This window comes from Weissella halotolerans DSM 20190, assembly GCF_000420365.1.
GTDB lineage: Bacteria > Bacillota > Bacilli > Lactobacillales > Lactobacillaceae > Weissella > Weissella halotolerans.
The window spans coordinates 134,654-153,205 of sequence record NZ_ATUU01000001.1 but is presented as its reverse complement, the minus strand read 5'-3'; the positions used below and the strand labels follow the sequence as shown (position 1 = coordinate 153,205).

23 protein-coding genes are annotated in these 18,552 nt (G+C 41.9%); 4 read left to right on the top strand and 19 right to left on the bottom strand.

Annotation, left to right across the window (positions count from 1 at the left end; genetic code table 11):
- Position 1: 1 nt before the first annotated feature.
- The 9 genes from glpK to G414_RS0100725 form a co-directional block, all read right to left on the bottom strand.
- Positions 2-1,504 carry a glycerol kinase GlpK gene (gene glpK / locus G414_RS0100765; RefSeq protein ID WP_022790955.1) on the bottom strand — a complete coding sequence of 501 codons (1,503 nt, stop codon included), beginning with the start codon at positions 1,502-1,504 and terminating at the stop codon, positions 2-4.
- Positions 1,505-1,750: 246 nt separating this feature from the next.
- Positions 1,751-2,629, bottom strand: a complete 879-nt coding sequence (locus G414_RS0100760; protein ID WP_022790954.1) for a ketose-bisphosphate aldolase — start codon at positions 2,627-2,629, stop codon at positions 1,751-1,753.
- 14 nt (positions 2,630-2,643) lie between these two features.
- Positions 2,644-3,240: a 5' nucleotidase, NT5C type gene (locus G414_RS0100755; RefSeq protein WP_027694465.1), complete on the bottom strand. Its 597-nt coding sequence runs from the start codon at positions 3,238-3,240 to the stop codon at positions 2,644-2,646.
- 300 nt (positions 3,241-3,540) lie between these two features.
- The gene (locus G414_RS0100750; protein ID WP_022790952.1) at positions 3,541-4,239 is read right to left on the bottom strand and encodes an NAD-dependent protein deacylase; all 699 of its coding nucleotides are present in this window, start codon (positions 4,237-4,239) and stop codon (positions 3,541-3,543) included.
- 23 nt (positions 4,240-4,262) lie between these two features.
- The gene (locus tag G414_RS0100745; protein WP_022790951.1) at positions 4,263-4,904 is read right to left on the bottom strand and encodes an endonuclease III domain-containing protein; all 642 of its coding nucleotides are present in this window, start codon (positions 4,902-4,904) and stop codon (positions 4,263-4,265) included.
- 141 nt (positions 4,905-5,045) lie between these two features.
- The gene (locus G414_RS0100740) at positions 5,046-5,561 is read right to left on the bottom strand and encodes an Asp23/Gls24 family envelope stress response protein (RefSeq protein WP_022790950.1); all 516 of its coding nucleotides are present in this window, start codon (positions 5,559-5,561) and stop codon (positions 5,046-5,048) included.
- A 24-nt stretch (positions 5,562-5,585) separates the two neighbouring features.
- Positions 5,586-5,771, bottom strand: a complete 186-nt coding sequence (locus G414_RS0100735; RefSeq protein ID WP_022790949.1) for a DUF2273 domain-containing protein — start codon at positions 5,769-5,771, stop codon at positions 5,586-5,588.
- 14 nt (positions 5,772-5,785) lie between these two features.
- The gene (amaP, locus tag G414_RS0100730; RefSeq protein ID WP_022790948.1) at positions 5,786-6,376 is read right to left on the bottom strand and encodes an alkaline shock response membrane anchor protein AmaP; all 591 of its coding nucleotides are present in this window, start codon (positions 6,374-6,376) and stop codon (positions 5,786-5,788) included.
- A 78-nt stretch (positions 6,377-6,454) separates the two neighbouring features.
- On the bottom strand, positions 6,455-6,868 hold the full coding sequence (locus tag G414_RS0100725; protein WP_022790947.1) for a hypothetical protein: 414 nt from the start codon (positions 6,866-6,868) through the stop codon (positions 6,455-6,457).
- Between the two features lie 158 nt (positions 6,869-7,026).
- Between G414_RS0100725 and G414_RS0100720 the strand changes: the two genes are divergently transcribed.
- Complete coding sequence (locus G414_RS0100720) at positions 7,027-7,296, top strand: hypothetical protein (protein ID WP_022790946.1); 270 nt, start codon at positions 7,027-7,029, stop codon at positions 7,294-7,296.
- Between the two features lie 55 nt (positions 7,297-7,351).
- On the opposite strand, the gene G414_RS07010 is transcribed toward G414_RS0100720, so the two are convergent.
- The 4 genes from G414_RS07010 to G414_RS0100700 all read right to left on the bottom strand — a co-directional run bounded on the left by G414_RS07010 (position 7,352) and on the right by G414_RS0100700 (position 10,470).
- Positions 7,352-8,065, bottom strand: a complete 714-nt coding sequence (locus tag G414_RS07010) for a DUF975 family protein (protein ID WP_022790945.1) — start codon at positions 8,063-8,065, stop codon at positions 7,352-7,354.
- Positions 8,066-8,183: 118 nt separating this feature from the next.
- Positions 8,184-8,660, bottom strand: a complete 477-nt coding sequence (locus tag G414_RS0100710; RefSeq protein ID WP_022790944.1) for a threonine/serine exporter family protein — start codon at positions 8,658-8,660, stop codon at positions 8,184-8,186.
- 4 nt (positions 8,661-8,664) lie between these two features.
- A complete protein-coding gene (locus tag G414_RS0100705; RefSeq protein WP_022790943.1) occupies positions 8,665-9,447 on the bottom strand; it encodes a threonine/serine exporter family protein in 783 nt (260 codons plus the stop codon).
- A gap of 105 nt (positions 9,448-9,552) precedes the next feature.
- Complete coding sequence (locus G414_RS0100700; protein ID WP_022790942.1) at positions 9,553-10,470, bottom strand: ADP-ribosylglycohydrolase family protein; 918 nt, start codon at positions 10,468-10,470, stop codon at positions 9,553-9,555.
- Positions 10,471-10,582: 112 nt separating this feature from the next.
- Between G414_RS0100700 and G414_RS0100695 the strand changes: the two genes are divergently transcribed.
- Positions 10,583-11,014 carry a DUF2507 domain-containing protein gene (locus G414_RS0100695; protein WP_022790941.1) on the top strand — a complete coding sequence of 144 codons (432 nt, stop codon included), beginning with the start codon at positions 10,583-10,585 and terminating at the stop codon, positions 11,012-11,014.
- A 64-nt stretch (positions 11,015-11,078) separates the two neighbouring features.
- On the opposite strand, the gene trmB is transcribed toward G414_RS0100695, so the two are convergent.
- The 3 genes from trmB to G414_RS07005 are packed head-to-tail and all read right to left on the bottom strand — an operon-like array spanning position 11,079 to position 13,534.
- A complete protein-coding gene (gene trmB / locus G414_RS0100690; protein WP_022790940.1) occupies positions 11,079-11,741 on the bottom strand; it encodes a tRNA (guanosine(46)-N7)-methyltransferase TrmB in 663 nt (220 codons plus the stop codon).
- Complete coding sequence (locus G414_RS0100685; RefSeq protein WP_022790939.1) at positions 11,725-12,843, bottom strand: ABC transporter permease; 1,119 nt, start codon at positions 12,841-12,843, stop codon at positions 11,725-11,727. Before G414_RS0100685 ends, trmB begins: the two co-directional genes overlap by 17 nt.
- Before the next feature lie 4 nt (positions 12,844-12,847).
- Positions 12,848-13,534 (bottom strand): ABC transporter ATP-binding protein, encoded by a 687-nt coding sequence (locus G414_RS07005; RefSeq protein WP_022790938.1) that lies wholly within the window; start codon positions 13,532-13,534, stop codon positions 12,848-12,850.
- 145 nt (positions 13,535-13,679) lie between these two features.
- Between G414_RS07005 and G414_RS0100675 the strand changes: the two genes are divergently transcribed.
- A complete protein-coding gene (locus G414_RS0100675; RefSeq protein ID WP_022790937.1) occupies positions 13,680-14,123 on the top strand; it encodes an HIT family protein in 444 nt (147 codons plus the stop codon).
- A 1-nt stretch (position 14,124) separates the two neighbouring features.
- A complete protein-coding gene (locus G414_RS07000) occupies positions 14,125-14,415 on the top strand; it encodes a hypothetical protein (RefSeq protein WP_022790936.1) in 291 nt (96 codons plus the stop codon).
- Positions 14,416-14,469: 54 nt separating this feature from the next.
- Here G414_RS07000 and uvrB read toward each other — a convergent pair whose 3' ends face one another.
- The 3 genes from uvrB to G414_RS0100655 all read right to left on the bottom strand — a co-directional run bounded on the left by uvrB (position 14,470) and on the right by G414_RS0100655 (position 18,526).
- Positions 14,470-16,479, bottom strand: coding sequence for an excinuclease ABC subunit UvrB (gene uvrB, locus G414_RS0100665; RefSeq protein WP_022790935.1), 2,010 nt, complete (start codon positions 16,477-16,479; stop codon positions 14,470-14,472).
- Positions 16,480-16,582: 103 nt separating this feature from the next.
- Positions 16,583-17,218 carry a YfbR-like 5'-deoxynucleotidase gene (locus G414_RS0100660; protein WP_022790934.1) on the bottom strand — a complete coding sequence of 212 codons (636 nt, stop codon included), beginning with the start codon at positions 17,216-17,218 and terminating at the stop codon, positions 16,583-16,585.
- Between the two features lie 120 nt (positions 17,219-17,338).
- Positions 17,339-18,526: a CamS family sex pheromone protein gene (locus G414_RS0100655; protein WP_027694463.1), complete on the bottom strand. Its 1,188-nt coding sequence runs from the start codon at positions 18,524-18,526 to the stop codon at positions 17,339-17,341.
- Between the last annotated feature and the right edge of the window lie 26 nt (positions 18,527-18,552).

The following is an 18,552-nucleotide window of genomic DNA, read 5'->3' as shown; positions in this document are numbered from 1 at the left end:
TTTACAATCCTTTCGGTTTGAACTGTTCCGTTACCTTGACAGCAAGTTGCCAAGCATCATAAAGCGCTTCAGCCTTCTGATCATCCATTTCAGGGGTAAAGGTTGTGGGCGGTGTTTGCATGGCCTTTAATTCATCCAAATCCTGCCAAAAGCCGACGGCTAATCCAGCTAAATAGGCTGCTCCTAAAGCAGTTGTTTCGACGTTAGCTGCTCTTAAAACCGGTGTGTGCAATAAATCCGCCTGAAACTGCATGAGATAATTATTTAGTGATGCTCCACCATCAACATGCAGCCGCTTCACTGGTATCCCAGTATCCTCGGTCATTGCATCAACTACATCCCGACTTTGATAAGCTAACGATTGCAAAGTAGCCTTCACAAAGTCAGCCTTGGTCGTTCCACGTGACAAGCCAAAGACAGCCCCTCTAGCATTTGGATTCCAGTAAGGAGCACCTAACCCCGTGAAAGCTGGTACGACATAAACCTCATTTTCGTTGATAGACGCTAGAGCCAAGTTTTCGCTATCTGCCGTTTTTTTAATCATTTCCATACCGTCGCGTAGCCACTGCATTGCTGAACCTGCAATAAATACTGAACCTTCTAAAGCATACGTTATTTTTCCATCTAGGCCATATGCAATGGTGGTTAACAAACCATGCTCAGAAAAAGTGGGCGTTTTTCCAGTATTCATGACAATAAATGAACCTGTCCCATACGTGTTTTTTATAGAACCAGGTTCTAGGGCTAATTGACCAAACAATGCTGCTTGTTGATCGCCAGCGATACCAGCAATAGGCACCTGGGCACCAAAGAAATGAACTGGAATTGCTTCTCCAAAAATATAAGAAGATGGTTTAACTTCTGGTAATAGGTTTGCTGGAATGTTGAGCAGTTTTAATAATTCTGGATCCCATTTTAAGGTTTGAATATTAAACAACATCGTTCGCGAAGCATTGGTATAGTCTGTGGCGTGGACTGCACCACCAGTTAATTTCCACAGTAGCCAGGTATCGACTGTCCCAAACAAAAGTTCATTACGTTCGGCCCGACCCTGTGCCCCATCAACTGCGTCTAGAATATAACGAATCTTAGTAGCCGAAAAATAAGCATCAATGATTAAGCCCGTTTTAGCTTGAACCATATCGGCATAGCCGTCTTGAACGAGTTGTTCAGCGATTGACGCTGTTTGCCGAGATTGCCAAACAATCGCCCGATGAATTGGCAATCCGGTTTCCTTATCCCAAATAATGGTCGTTTCACGCTGATTTGTAATTCCTATACCGGCAATATCATGGGGATTAATGCCTGACTGAATTAAAGCGATCGCAATCACAGCTTGAACAGCAATCCAAATCTCATTAGCATCTTGTTCAACCCAACCAGGTTCTGGGTAAAACATCTTAATTTCACGATGTGCACTGGCAATTACCTTATTATGTCGATCGTAAATAATTGCTCGGGCGCTACTGGTCCCCGCATCAATCGCTAAAATATATTCGGTCATGTTTTTGCTCCTTTTAAAAATTCACAAAGTTACATTGATAAATTCACAAAGTCATGGTAATTATTAGTGATAGGCCCCCATTTTAAAGGTTAATAACTATTTAATTTGTTATCTTTCACAAACAAGGGTTTTTGCAAGCGCTTACTTCACAAGACACAGTATGAACTTTAATTTACAAAATGCAAGCTTCACTCATTAAAAAAGCTGCTATTAGTTATAACTAATAGCAGCTTTTAGGATGTTCATTTAAACGCGATTAGCTGAGCCAAAAACTCGAAGACGGTCTAAACACATCTCTTTAATGGCAGTCAGCCCAGGTTGCAAAAAACGTCTGGGATCATAGTTCTTACCAACTAAATCCTGTCCTGATAGAACATAATCGCGCATGGCTTCATGAAAGGCTAATTGACCTTCTGTGTTGACATTAATCTTGGCGATGCCTAATTGAATAGCAGCCTTAATTTGATCATCTGGTATTCCAGACCCCCCATGTAAAACTAATGGTAGTGGCTCTTTTATGGCATCTTCAATGCCAGTTGCCAGTGTTCTTAGGTGTGCTAAGTTCAAGCCTTCCCAATTATCAGGATAAGGCCCATGAATATTGCCGATACCGAGCGCTAACATATCCACGCCAGTTTTAGCCATGGCAATCGCTTCATTTAAAGACGCTAGTTCGCCCTGAGCAATGGTACCGTCTTCTTGACCACCAATAGTACCCACTTCGGCTTCAACAGTGACCGCTTGGGGCTTAGCTAATTTAACAATCTGATCAGTTAATTTAATATTTTCAGTTAGTTTAAGGGAAGAACCATCAAACATGACTGACGTATAACCCACCCCAAGGGTTTTCAGCACATCAGTATAACCGCCATGATCTAAATGAATGGCGACAGGAACTGTAATATGTAAAGCCTGGTGCAAATCAACAATCAAATCATAAGCTAGACGAAAGCTCCCCATATAGTGAGCAGCTCCTGCTGTAACCTCTAAAATCACCGGTGCCTGTGCCTCTTGGGCTGCTAACAGAATGGCCTTTGCCCACTCTAAATTATTCACATTAAATGCAGCAATCGCATAATGTTGACTGTATGCTTGTTTTACCATATTCGTACTATTTACGATCATCGTTTAGTTCTCCTTTAGTTTTCCCAAGCCATTGATGTAAAGTTTGTTCGATCACCATGTAATATGAAATTATCTTGGTTTGCTTCTGGCAAAGCCTTCATTAAGTCCCCCTGATGGCTATTTAGGGCATCGGCTAATGTGAGTAAAAAAGGAACCAGCTGGTTCGACCAGGTCAACTCTTCATCATATCCATATTGAAGCCAAGTACTGTTAGCCTTAGAATCAAGCCAGGCGCTAGCACCGTGATAAGGGCGATCATCAAGCAAAATACCCCCACCAAAGTGTACTAAGCCCTTATCATGAGTTAAGACTACTTTCTTGTAAAAAGGGTCTGTCTTTGACTGACCAAAATAGGTTTGCAACCAAAGCAATTTATCTTGCCAGGCACTAGCGTTTAGCCAGGGCGCCGTAGATAAAATATATAAGTCATACCTGTCTTTAAGCAAATTAACACCGTTAATTGCACCAGGTATGGGTGGTAAATCTTTGAAAACACCAGGAACTTGGTCAGGGTGTTTTACCTTGTCATCCTTTTTTGCTAGCTCATTGAGAACTGGTAACGTATCGACCAGCACATTGTCCATATCAAGAAATAGCTTTGTCTTTTGCATTAAGTCTTCACCTTTCTTAGCTAAATTAAAATCAGCACCAATCATAGCTGGTCTATTTGCTTAAATTGCTTTGTCATTTGGAAAGCGCTTTCTAAATTAAGCATAGTAATTATCATAAACCACGATGGCTAAAAGTCAACTTCTTAATGGAGCCCCGTTTCATATGCCAACTGACGATCCGCTTTGATAGTAACTAGACCATTCACTTATCACGCTTGGGTTTTAATGGTACCTTTTTTAAAAAGTTATATACAAATAAAAGCTCATCCCCATTAGGATGAGCTAATTTTATAAGTATGCTTAAAGCTTTAACTGTGTGAAGAAATCACTTGCATCAGCAATGACTTGTTCAACGCGGGCTGGAGCTGGAATGGTCTCTAAATTGATCGATAAGATAGGGACTTGTGCCGGCACAAATTGCAGAAGTGAAGCAAAGGGGTAAACGACAAAGCTAGTGCCAACAATAACCACAAAGTCAGCCTGCTGAACCGCTTGGATAGCTAATTCAGTATGAGGGGGCATCTCACCATAGAGCGTAATACCAGGCCGCAATAATTCCCCCTGGTCATTGTACATACTCTTTTGATACTGGGCAAAGCTGGCTGGCCGGTGACTATGCAGGCCGTAAATATTATATAGGGAACCATGGTAATCGATTACATTTTTTGCCCCCGCCTTTTCATGTAATTGGTCTACATTTTGGGTGATGATGGTGGCTCGATTAGCCTGAGTCAATTGGGCCATTTTTTGATGAATAATATTTGGTTTAGCTTGGGGGAAATACATGTTATCCATCATAAAGCGATACATTTTTTCGGGTTCCTTGTTTAAAGCATCCACACTTAATAGGTATTCTGGACGTTCTGTTACCCCATCATAAATACCGCCTTTTGAACGATAATCTGGGATACCGGAAGGAGTTGAAACGCCAGCCCCTGTTAAAAACACAATATGTTGGGCTTGATCGAATTGAGATTGCAAACTTGCCGTTATGCGCATAACATTACCACCCTTCTAAAAGTTTAGTTAGTAAACAATTGACGGATTTCTTCGTCAGTTAATGTTCGCCGCCGTTGTTGTAAGTAGCGTTTCCCGAATGTATCTAATAAACCATGGAACTCCTTTGCTTGGTCGCTAGTAAAATCAGTTGGCAAAGGAAAGGCTTGTTGGGTTTTCTGATACGATTCAATGGGTTGGTTGAATAATATACTCAGTAACCGCCGTGTATACGTATCTGGAATAAAAACGACCTGGTCGAAAACATAGACTAAAAGAACATCAGCTGTCTCAGGACCAATCCCAGGTAACTCGAGCAAGGACCTTCGCAAGTTATCACCAAACCTTTGCTTTAGTTTGCTTACATCAAAGTCATCCTGCTGATAAAATGTTAACAGCGCTTGAATGGCCAGCGCCTTTGTCTTGTAAAAGCCACTCGCTTGAATGAGGCGCTCAAGCTGGCTGAGTTCAAGTTCTAAAATCAGGTTTGGTGCAAAGTTGGTTTTTAAATAAAACTTTGTCAGAGCCTTCTCCACATTCGCCCATGCTGTATTCTGTACTAAAATGGCCCCTAAACTAATTTCAATTGGGTCAGTTGCTGGCCACCAACCTTGTGGACCCTCTAATGTATAAAGACGATCATATAGGTTTTTTAAACTTGCTTCCATACTGAACTCCCTGATTGCACTATTAAGGTAGCCACTTATGAATGTAAATAAGTAAAAAACAGTTGACGCCGTTACACAAGCCTGGCAGCCAACTGTCCTTATTTATCTTAATTAGTTGACGGTCAAATTGCCGCAACTTATTTATTCAACGCGGGCCTTTGCCTCTTCTACGGCATCACCAGCTGCATTCTTGGCTTTAGCCATACCCTTAGACGTGGTTTTGCTAGCTGCTTGTACAGTATTAGCCGCCCGATCTTGTAAGGTCACACTATCAGCTTCATGCTGCTCCTTGGTCTTAATATCGACCACCTTCACGTTTAATTCAACCAATTCCAAACCAGTCATATCGTGGATTTGCTTAGCAATTAACTGTTTCATTTCTTCATATAATTTATGGGCATCCTTGCCATATTCAACGACGATATCCATATCAGCAGCTACTTGCTTGGTGCCTACCTCTGCTGTAATACCAGTCGTTACATCATCATTATTAATAACCTTATCAGCTAAGTTAGAGAAAAAGCCACCATCAACTGTTAATAGTCCATCGATTTGTTCAAGTGAAAGACCAATAATTTTTTGGATAACCTTGTCGTCAAATGACAATGAGCCCTTAACGGTAGCTTGTGCTTGTGTTGTTTGCTTTCCTTCAGTCATTATGATGCCTCCTTGTGTTTTACACTAATGCATGAAACGATCTAATAAATGGTGCTGCTGGATATAAAAACCAAGACCAGCCCCAGCGAGTGCCAATAAAATAACGAGTAGTGTTCGCCAAAAACCGAACACTAAGAACAAAATAGCTAGGACAACACCTAACCCAAAGCCGATTAGAGGTAACCTATATGCTTGTACAAATGACTTCATCCCTAAACTCCCTTTTACTCAACCCGAGCATGGCCGCGATTTGGCTGCACTGATTTTTCTTCAATACGATCAATTTTCATGATAATCTTCTTGGGCTGCTCAATACCTAGTAGCGCTTGTAAATTGTCACTTAGCTTTTGTGCCCATTCTTGCTCACTTGGCACAAGAGCTAATGGATCAACAACTTTACCGCGAACCTTAATAACGACTTTTCGTCGTTTCAAAGCAACCTTAATTTTCGGGTCAACCAAGACCTGTTCGCTTTGAATGCTTGACCGAATAAAACCTTCAATAGCTTTTTTATCAATTGTCAATTCATTACGTTGGTCATGCCAGGTATAGCCCTTTAATAGGGTTGACCTAAAGAGTGTGATTAAACAAGCTAGGACAAATATAATAGCCAAACTCAAGGCTGACCAGAACATAAGCTGCTGCCAGTAAAAGTTATTATCCAAAAATGATTGGACAGCACTTAAATTAGGATTTCCCAGCGTCCGTTTAACCTGCTTAGGAAGCCAGTGATACTTTTCTAAGGCTACAGCAGTTAACACCAACGCCAATAGTAAATCTATTAGGACCCAGGTCCATTTTTTACTTTTCTTCATCGTCTTCCCTCTATCCTTATTCTATCCCATCCAATTTCCAAACCAATTCCCAAAAAATCGTTTGTATGGGTAAGTAAGCTAGTTGTTAGCCAATGGACGAATAAAGGGTGCCGCTTCAATTAATTGATCAACAACTGCTGGATTCTGAATGTCAAAGGTGGTCTCAGGCATTGCATCTGCATCAGCCCGGCTTTGCTCAACTGCGATTTGCACCGTTGGTGTTTGCAAGTCAATCCGGATGGCTAGCACAAAACGTTGGTGGTCGTTATCAGTCTGAGTTAGTGAAATACCATCAAGCCAACCAAAATGATCACTCACTTTTAGCCCACCACCAATAACCTGGTCGTAGACCGCATAGCCACGTGATGAAAGCATTTGAACCAAAAAGGCACGTAAAGCTTTCGCTGGACTTTCTTGTCGCCAAGCTAGGGCCTCTTTAAATTCAGGACCTAACCACTTAATATCAGAATATGTCTGCCTGTCCATTGCCATAATCAATCTCCTCTCAAACCATACTAGTTTATATATCTATGATAGCATTGTGCCAGGTAATAGTCACTAGTGGAAGATTGAACCAGTCCTTAATTGTGGTAATATAATGATACGCCTAGCTACGCGGATACAATTATATTGAAGAGGTCATTCAAGACATGAAACCATTTTTAAAATCGACTGCTAAATTTGCCCTTCGCAATGTCCCACAAGGACAACTAACCTCCCTTGTATTAGGTGCTACGACGGCTTTAGCACCAAAAGTTTATCAACAGCTAAAGTTGCGTTTTAGCCAACCTAGTCGTGAGGAACTTTTGAAACAGTTAACTGTTTTAGAAGATCTTAAACAAAAGGCAGTGCTAACTGATAGCGAGTACCAGGAACAAAAAGAGGTTGTCCTGACATTACTTAAAGCCGCTAAAAAATAAAAAGAAGGCTCTAGTTGTTCACTAGAGCCTTCTTTTTATTTTTAACCGCGTAATATCAAAGCTCATCATTTGGATCTGACAAATAATCTTTGCTTAAGGCTTGATGCAAGGGCTTTCCATCCCGTTGGGCCAAAAGGTTCAAGTAAAAAAGCTGCAAGGCATAAGTATAGTAAGGTATGACGTATAAGTCAGACAGCCCAAAAGTTGGTATAGATAAAAGCCACCAAAACACAAAGCTCAATTGTAAGACAAATAGGTTTAACTTTTGACCATCCATCAATTGGCGGCTCAAGGTAATGGCTTCATTAATACCTAAGGGCTGACCTGCATCCACCGAGTCCTTATATAAGTTGAGAGCTTGCATATAAGAGTAGCTCTTGATAATACCAGGAATAACTAATAATAAGGACCAACAAAAGACATAAAATGCGCTCAGGAGAGTAATACCTAAGGTACCCCAAAAATAACGACCTTGGAAAACCATTACTTGCTGACTAATTGGTGAGCCCGACACCTTCTTAGCCCTTAAATTATCTAATGTGACAAACTTTGCACTCGTTAATGTAATCCAATTGATGATACTAGCCAGGCCGGCCAGACTAATGGTTACCTGTACTTGCGGATCCATTTGGATTGGGATGGGAATCCGATTTGTCGCTTTAGAAACGAAAGTCGCCGTCAATACCGAAATTAAAAACAGTAAGAGGGAATACTGTAAGTGTTGATTTAAAAAAGTTTTACTTTCTTGCTTAAGTGTTAAGCGATCCATTAATTATCTCTCCTTGCTTTCTTCAACGTGCTAGCTCTTAATGTATTAAGTGTGAGCAGCTAGCTCAAGCCCTTTGTGGCTAACTAAAACTTATTGGTCGGTGACAGTGCGAGAACCATCATTCTTGATGACTGGTCCACCGGCTTTTTACCTGCAGCCAGTAGCGCCACAAGCCTGGGAAAGTGATATTCACAATAATAAAACCGGCATAGATAGCCAGTGAAATTTTGGCAAAGGCAGCCGTATTACTAATAAAAGCATGTAAATCCATATCAAACAAGTTGACCATCATCTTATAGGCTTGCTGTCCTGGAAAATATAAAACCAAACTCGGAATAATTAAAATGTTAGCTGGAATATGCTTAATTCGTGCAAAGAGCATTCCCATAAAACAAACTAATAAGGTAGCTAAAAAAATGCCGTAGTATTGGTTTTTACTCGTTGATAAACAGAGCGTATATGGAAGATAGCTGGTCGCGCCAATTATACCAGTAATCACCAGCCCTCGTCTTGGCGCCTGTACAACCAGAGCAAAACCAATCGTTGCCGCAAATACTAAGAACATTGTTGCTACAAAGGTGACTATGTCCATCATTGCCCTACCTCCACACTGTTAGTGCCATGATACTGCCTAAGCCCATCGTAAAGGTCAGCAAGAGTGCACTTAGTAACCGTTGGGGCCCACTGATAAGGTTACCATCTAAGATATCATTTAAGGCTGTTGTCAATTGAACCCCGGGTAACATGGGAAATAAAGCCCCAATGATAATTTCATTATCAAGCGGTAAGGGCATTACCAGCATGATAGCCTGAACGACACTGGTAATCAAAGCCGAAACCAGGAGTTCACCGAGGAAAGGTCGTTTCAACCACTGATGGAAAATATCAACCCAATACATGCACAGGAAGCCTAACCCCCCTGCTAGACAGGCTGCCAAAACATCATGGGTTAGAAAGTATGTTAACGACAGACTTAGGACCAGGCCACCAATATCGGCTTGCCAGGCCGATGTCATATTTGCTTGGCGCACTCGTTTTAAAGCCTTGTTTAATTCACGAATATTCATCTCGTGATTAGAATAAGCCCGTGATAAGGTATTAACGGCCTCTACCTTATTTAGGTTAATCGATTTTACACTAGTATTTTCAATCAAGGCTACTGGCAAATCACCAGCCACTTCATCATCTTTAATACTAATGATAATTAGTGAACTGGTGATATAGGAGTCAATTAGGTCAGGCTTATATGTATCCGCAATATATTTGACTGTATCTGAAATTCGGGTCATCTCAGATCCATTTTCCATTAGAATTTGACTTGCAATTAAACACGTCCGTGCAACCAACAACTTTTCTTTTCTACGTGAATGCGCCACTGCCATCCTCCCTCGTCTTGAAGCTATTAAGTGTTTATTATCCTACAGATCGGATGGCCTGCCTACCCTGGTTTAAGAAAAAAACTATCATGCTCACGGCTGATAGCTCTACTATACATTAACGGGGTTAAAGGCCCCTACCCGGTTAGCGACCATCAAAATACGCTTAATTTGGTTAAGACCCCCCTGCCCTAGCCAATCGTCGGGAATCACCACTGGGTCGTCAAAAAGAAGGGCACTAAGCGCTCCCACCAGCGGTAAAACCCGCGCCGGCGTCCCGGATAACTCACCAGTTAAATTCAGGGCATCCTGATAGGTTTGACTATGAAAGGCAACCCAGATAGTCGCTTCAAGCGTGTCTAATGCTTGATCAGACGCTGTAATATCCTTTTGAGGCGTATGTTTGAAGTCAGGCAAATTAAGACGATTAAAGGCTGCTAAATGACCAGCAAAAAACCGATGATGTGCATAGTAATCATAGCCTTGACTAATGGCGGTTTCAAAGCTAGCTTGTAAAGGCTGCCCTTCAAGCAATTGATTAACCAGCATGGCATAAAAGCCGTTGGTCATCAGTGCCAGGGGTTGATTGTGCGTTAAACCTGTCACCTGATGCAGACTTAACATGGCTGGATCATTATTAACAAATTCAGGTCCGTATTCAGCATGTAGGTACAAGACCATCGGCGTAATGCGTAAAAGGGCTGCATTCCCCTGATCCTGACCTTCAAAAACACCTGAAGAAAAAGGGTCATGATTTTTCATATAACGCATAATAGCAGTTTGTGTGACCGGTCCAACTGGCTGCCGTTGCCCTAAGGCTGTGAACGTACCCCGTCGATACCAGCTAACAAAACGTTCCATAATGGTATATAAGTTATAAGACCGTGACAGGGCGGCAATGGTAGCTAGGGATAATGATCCATCTGCGCGCCAGTCTCTGGTACCACTCGCATACATGTTTTGTACGATTAAATCCGCATTAATTAAGCCAAGCGTTGTGCGTTTAAGTGCATTATCAGGTAAGTCCATTAGTCTCCATCCTTTCGCCTGTCAAATTGTAACATTTTCGTAATTTATTGGCAAATACTGGAAAATAGCTATATACTGATAGCTATGAACATTAGTTAAGGAGTGACACAGCATGGTGGAACAAAGGCAGGCAGTGGAATTGAGTCCGTACGCAGTCAGTGTATTGCGCGATGAACTCCTCCCAGAATTATTACAAGATGACGAACAAAGCATCCTTTACTGGGCCGGGAAAAGTTTGGCTCGTAGGCAAACGTTACGCACATTAACTGACATCCAGCATTACTTCCAGCGGGCCGGCTTTGGTGACTTAACCTTAGTCAAGGAGAGTAAAACACAACTTGACTGGCAATTATCTGGTCGCCTTGTCGCTGACCGTTTAGCCAAACGATCTAATGCTAATTTCACCTTGGAAAGTGGGTTCTTAGCCCAGGCAATTCAAGAGCTTGTAGACTGTGGTGTTGAAGCGATGGCTAACCCTGAAGTCAGTCAGGGTGTCGTCAATATGACTGTTTTGACTGAAGCCCCTGTACAACTTGAGCACTAAGCTGTTTTTATTATAGTAAAGGTCCTTTCTATTAATTAATAGAAAGGACCTTTTTTAATTGATCTTAATTAAATTGACCGATAAATTGATAAATGGGAAAACCTTTAGCTGAGAACTTTTCTTCATATTCTGTGGCCACATTATCAACCATTTTATCTTCATCCGCATGTAGGTCTAATGAGATGCCATCGGGGATAAAGTTTACGCCAAACTGGGCAAAAGAATACAAAGAATATTCAAATAACCCGCGATTATCTGTTTTAAAAGCTAATTGGCCACCCTTTGGTAAGACGGATTGGTAACCTTTTAAAAAGTTTGGCGAAGTTAAGCGCCGGTTTTCATGCCGATGCTTAGGCCAAGGATCAGAAAAATTCAAGTAAAGTTTTTCAATTTCCCCTTTTTCAAAGTAAGTCTCTACCCCAGCTCCATCACCATACAAAAACTTTAAATTTGGTAGCGGTTGACCATCTTCGTCTGCCTTACGGGCAGCAACGGCAACTGCTGATTCCTGGATTTCCATGCCGATAAAATTACGATCAGGATACGCTTTAGCCATGCCAATGATAAACTGACCTTTTCCAGTTCCAATTTCAACCTGAATCGGTTGTTGCCGGGGGAAAAGGTCTGCCCAATGCCCCTTTAGTTCAGTGGCCCTTGTTTGACCAATCACTAAATCCGGATGTGCGGCCAACCAAGGACCAGCCCACTTTTTATTTCTTAAACGCACGGTATGCTCTCCTTTTAAATAACGTCTCTATTTCTTTTCCTGAATACCAGAATACCAAAACCAAGGTCATTAGTACAAGGGGCAAACCCATTTGAAGCAATTCCTGTCCTTTAGGCGCAAGTACAAGGGCTAAGCCTAACCAAAGTACTTGCGTAACCACTAGCAAGGGACTAATTACCCAAACAAAGGCGGCTTTACGATCAGCAAGTGATAGTGGCATTAAATGATCAAAGACTATCTGTCGATGACTGGTGACCAGCGGAATTAACTGTAACATTAACAGATAGACCAACAAAGCTAAGAGACATACCCTTAACCAGCCCTGACTAAGTACGACTACCGCTAAGCCAAACAGGGTTAGCCGCATCCAGGTCATAAAGTACTGGTCCTGGCGGAAAAAGGTTAGCACATACAAATACGTTAACCGGGCTGTCTGCTGGCCTGGCCAATGACGAATTAACGGTGTTGCCCAGCGACGTCGACTGAGTTTGGCGGTCTGACCAGGAACATCGATAAAGAGATTAAAAAAGGCGAGAATTCTTGCCTGCCGGTTAGTCTCAGCCTGGGCCAACTGACGCCAATTGACCAACTTATTGCTAACCGCACCATAATCATTGGAAAAATGAGCCCAGCGATAGGCAAGCCAACCCGTACACATCACCTTACACGTCACCATTAGGCAAATCAGGAGCACTAACAGCCACACCTTGGTAGTCAATAAAACAATCATTAAAGGTAATAAGGCCAGTAACAAGACCAATTCAATGAAGCCATTAATAATCATACTGTAAAGGGTTGCATAATGGTACAAGCCAACAAGGCTTGTTTGATCACCTAGGAAAAAAATCGTATCTGCTTCTAGAATAAAGGTTGCTGGCCGATTGAAAATGGTTAAAGTTAAGCCCATCCCTAACCATAGGAGCAAAAGGGTCAATGGCGTTACCGTTAAGGTCAGTAAAAACTGCCGATAAGCCAGCAATGCTGCTCCAAATAAAATTACAAAGGCCAAAATTGCATGATCATTAAAGACATAGGGCAAGTACTTAGCATAAGTCTGCCACTGCCGTTGCCAACGTTGCTTAAATAATTTTGATCCTTTCATGATGTTAATCCCTACTCATTTCTAAGTTAACTAAATCGCTAGCAGGCCCTTGCTTTTCGACTCGTCCTTTGGCTAAGTACACATAAGATTGGGCATGTGGCATGATATTTTCCAATACATGAGTAGTTAAGAGTATGCTGGCGCCTGCAGCCCGCCGTTCATCAATCAAGGCTAAGAGATCATCCACTGCCAAGACATCTAACCCCAAAAAGGGTTCATCGATGATGTAAAATGGTGCTTTGGCCATAAAGGCCAAGACAATCATCACCTTTTGCCGCATTCCCTTTGAAAAATAAATTGGAAACCAATCTAATTTATGGGCCAAGCGGAAGCGTTCTAATAACTGATTGGCTTCTTGCCAGGTACGCTTTGCTTCCAGATGATAAATGCGGATCATCAAATCGATATGTTCACGCAGGGTCAGTTCCTGGTATAAAACTGGTTGTTCTGGAATATAGGCAATTTGGCGCTTATACGCAAAGGGGTCCGAAATAAGGTCGACCCCATTCAATGTAATGGTCCCCGTTCTTGGCGGTAATAAACCAATAATATGGTTAATGGTGGTTGACTTGCCCGACCCATTTAAACCAACTAAGGCTGTTACTGATTGGTCGGGTACGGTAAAGGTCACATCATGTAATACAGGTGCTTGACCATAGCCACCTGATAAGTTCTTAACAATTAATGCCATTTTAGGTCCTCATTTACTAAAAAAATAACTAAATCTCTCCTATTGTACACCAGGCTAAGCTAAGATGAATAGGCAGGGCGTTCAAGTTTACGGTATAATAAGCCTTAGGAAGTAAATATGTGCATATATTGATGGAGGGATAGTCATGACAACAGAAAACAAGTATATTTTTGACAAAATTATTCAGGGTGAAATACCTGCCTACAAAGTTTATGAAGATGATGACGTATTGGCCTTTCTTGACTTAAGTCAAGCCACACCTGGCCACACCCTAATGGTACCTAAGCAACATGTGGCTGATATTTATGACTATGACGATAAGCTAGCCCAACGAGTCTTAACCAAAATCCCTAAGATTGCCCGGGCCATCAAAGATAGTGATCCCAATATTATTGGGATGAACATCTTGGTTAATAATGGTGCGGCGGCTGGACAATCTGTTTTTCATTCACATATTCATTTTATTCCCCGCTATGCTAATGACGGACTTAATTTACCGGCACCAACCCAATCACATGAGGTTAGCCCAGCCGTTTATCAAGCCCGCGCAGATACTATTGCACGGCAATTCGATAAGGAGAATAACTAAAATGGGGATTATTTCTAATTTATGGCAGGGCAGTAAAGCCCATGTCCAAGCCTTTGGTATGCGGGTAAAAGCATTAAAAGTTAGCTTCACCAATTTTCAGACGGCTTTATCTAATTTGCAAGCGGCTGTGCAAGCATTTTCAAAAGTTAGTAAACAAGTAGAAACCGAAGTTAATAAAGTTACCTTTCGCAATCAACCACATTTGGAGCGGATCGCCGAAGCTAAAAAGCGAATTGATCAAAATATGACGAAAATCAATACTTTACTTCAAAATCCCATGAAAAGGCATTAAAAAACTAGCTCATTGACGCTGAATGGCGTCAATGAGCTAGTTTTTTTAATCAGTTTAATTCATTTGTGCTTTCAATTCCATAATAGCATCGCGAAGATGGGCTGCCTCTTCAAAGTCTAATTGCTTAGCGGCCGCACGCATTTGATCTTCCAAATTAGCAATGGTCGCCTCTTGATCGTCCTTAGCCATATCTTGAAAGGCTACCTGGGTGAAACTCGTTTCTTCATTGCTTGTATCAACGTCATGGGTGACAGCAATATTTCCACGAATTGCTTTTTTAATCGTATGGGGCGTAATTCCGTGAGCTTGGTTATAATCAATTTGAATTTGCCGCCGTCGCCTCGTCTCATCAATGGCTGCTTGCATGGAAGCCGTTACCTGATCAGCATACATAATCACATGACCATTTTCATTACGCGCTGCCCGGCCAATGGTTTGAATCAATGAGCGCGTATTTCGCAAGAAACCTTCTTTGTCTGCATCCAATATAGCTACCAACGAAACTTCAGGCACATCAATTCCTTCTCGTAACAAATTAATCCCTACTAAGACGTCAAACTTGCCTAAGCGTAGGTCCCGCAGAATTTCTGTTCGTTCAAGGGTTTTGATATCTGAATGTAAGTATTTAACCTTGATGCCGACATCCTTAAGGTAGTCCGTTAAATCTTCGGCCATCTTCTTCGTTAATGTCGTTACAAAAACACGTTCGTCCTTGGCAACTCGTTCATTGATTTCGCCTAGCAAATCATCTATCTGTCCCATAACTGGTCTTACCTCAATATCAGGGTCCAAAAGACCAGTTGGCCGAATGACTTGTTGCACGACGTGTTCAGCTGGTACCCGGGCTGTTTCATAATCACCTGGGGTCGCCGACATATAAATCACTTGGTGCACGTGTTTTTCAAATTCTTCCAAGCGCAAAGGTCGATTGTCTAAGGCACTTGGCAGGCGAAAGCCAAAATCAATCAAGGTTTCCTTACGCGCCCGATCGCCTTTATACATCCCCCTGATTTGTGGCATGGTCACATGCGATTCATCAACAATAATCAAAAAATCATCAGGAAAGAAGTCAAGCAAGGTAAATGGCGGCTCGCCTGGTTTACGGCCATCCATATGCCGTGAGTAATTTTCAATGCCAGTGGTAAAGCCCATTTCCTCAATCATCTCGATATCATATTCGGTACGCTGCTTTAACCGCTGTGCTTCTAATAATTTGCCTTCTGCTTCGAACTTTTGCAACTGCTCAGCCAATTCAGCTTTAATGGTTTTAACCGCCCGCTCTCGAATCTTGTCATTCGTCATAAAGTGGGTCGCGGGGAAAATAGAAATAAAATCGTCTTCGGCCGTAATTTCGCCCGTTAAAGCATCAATTTCACGAATCCGGTCAATTTCATCCCCAAAAAACTCAACACGGATGGCCTTGGCGTCTGAAGAAGCTGGGAAAATCTCAACCACATCTCCCCGCACCCGGAACGTTCCCCGTTGAAAGTCAATATCATTACGTTGGAATTGAATATCAACTAACCGGCGCATTAGGTCATTACGCTCAATTTCTTCACCTTGACGTAAATTAATAACGTGGTCTTGATACTGTTCGGGACTACCTAATCCAAAAATAGATGAGACGGATGCCACGACAATGGTATCGTTGCGGGCCAGTAAGGAAGCAGTTGCTGAATTACGTAATTTATCAATTTCATCATTTACCGATGAGTCTTTTTCAATGTAAGTATCTGATGAAGGAACGTAGGCCTCTGGCTGATAATAATCATAATAGGACACAAAATACTCAACGGGATTGTTAGGAAAGAATTGCTTAAACTCGCCATAGAGCTGCCCAGCCAGGGTCTTATTATGGGACAAGACCAAAACGGGCTTATTAACCTGTGCGATAACATTCGATATGGTGTAGGTTTTACCAGTACCTGTTGCCCCCAACAATACCTGTTCTTTTACACCATCTTTGACTCCTTTTACGAGTTGTTTAATGGCATCTGGTTGATCCCCAGTTGGTTTATATTGTGAAACCAGTTCAAAGGGATGACTTGTATCTCGTTTGGTCATAGTTTGCCTCCAGCCGACTTAAATTGACTTACCTCTCCCATTATACACGACTTGCCTAGTTTGTTAAGTTAAACTGAATTAAGCCGTTTAGGGGGGTTATCAGTTACTCAGCGTTAAAAATACTAATGTAAATCCGCTGCAGGGTTTCAGACCCCGGGAATTGGTCGTTTAAAAGCTCAGGAAGAACTTCGCGAATAAAGTAGGCCACACTAGGCATATCACGAAAGGCAAAAATCGTTTCTAAACTTTCGCGATAAATGTCTAAAAAGACTGGCTCTGGATTTCCCTTTTGCAATTCGCCAAACGCTTCATAGAGCAAGTCAATTTTATCTGCTACCGCCAAAATCCGTCCTTCTAAGGTGTCGTCTTTACCTTCATGCAAGCGCCGCTTATAAGCTGCCTGTAGCTCAGCCGGAATTTCAGCTTCAACAAAACTATCTGACAAACTCGTTTCAACATTAGCTAACATTTGTCGTAACTCTTGTGAAGCATACTTAACTGGGGTCCGAATATCGCCGATAAACCGTTCGGCCATATCATGGTTTAAAGCCTTCTCATATAACATCCGCCAGTCAACATCATTACCAGCCTGTTCTTCGACGTCACCTAAAAACTGTGCAGCCTGCGTAACCTTCCAGGAATGTGCGGCCACTGAATGTGGTTGATATTTAAAATAACCGGGTGCGCGACTAATCATTTCTAATTCATTAAGCCCCGATAAGTACTGATGCATGCCCATTTGACTGCCTCCTCATGATTTTACTTGACTAACATTATCATCTTTATTGCCCACAAATGCAAGAACAGGGTTCATCGTCACGTTTGACGACAAGCCCTGTACATAGATTTGATATTCTGTTTAGTAGGAGCCTAAGATAGTCACACTATATTTCGTACTATCGGCACTCTTTGTAACATACGCCTGCATACCTGTCGCCGCATTAATGCGAATCTGAACTGGGACGCCCCCTGGCAAATAATTAGGGGCTACCTGCGCAAGATAATTAGCAAAGCTACGTATCTCGGTAGCAGAATAAAACTGAGTTGTAACCGTCACATTTAAACCTGCCAACTGTTTGTCATGATAGGCTGCTTGACCAGTTACCGATGATAAGTTAGGGAAAAAGTTTTGCACATTCTTCGTAAAGTTCTTAAAACTCGTATTTAGCTCATTAGCAACTGACTTATCATTGGCGGTACCTTCTTCCATGGGTAGTACAACGGTCTGATCATCAATCGCATGCCATTTTGATAATTGACTACCTGATGTTGACTGGACCCAACTATAAAAATTACCACCGGCCAATGAATCATCTGGAGCCTGGGCATACATGGCCACAATAATTGGCGTATTTTGCTTTATTCCGGGCAATTTACGATAACGTTCAATCACAGATTGGGCAATTTTACGACCCTCACGTTCATAGTCTTGCTTACTAATGTTTTGACGATAAGTAGCACCGTACTTTTCCTTTTGGTAACTGTCTTGGGTATTCATCGCCAAGCCCACGACCACACCGGCTAAGGAAAGATCATTTCCCTTTTGCGTCATAAAATCTTGTTCTTCTAATGTTTGTAAGTAGATAGGCGCCCGTGAACTATCAGTTTTACCGTTATCAGCTGGGTTCAACCCAGTAGGATTATCCTTTGATTTGCGTCCAAGCCAATCCAAAGCCGTGTCACTATTCAAATACTGTCCTTCTTGGAAGATATAACGGTCGGTACTGAAATGGTCTTTAGAAAAATTAAGCAGGCCATTTTCAAAACTTACCATATTAAATTCATTTCCATTTTTTGAAGCCGTTACCCCACGGGCTTTACTTACCTTGTAATGACCATCATTAATGACGGTTTTATAATTAGCCCCATTGCTAGCGGAAATCTGCAAGCCCTTCTTTTTGCTCTTAGTATGCCCACTAGGTGCACTTTGTTCTGTATGACCAGCATTTTGAGCAAAAAAATTACCAAAAAAGATTAACCCACCGCCTAAGATTAGAACCGCAAGTCCCGTTAACAGCCATTTTGTCCATTTATTATTAAACTGCATCATTTCTCCTTTAAAACGCCCATGCA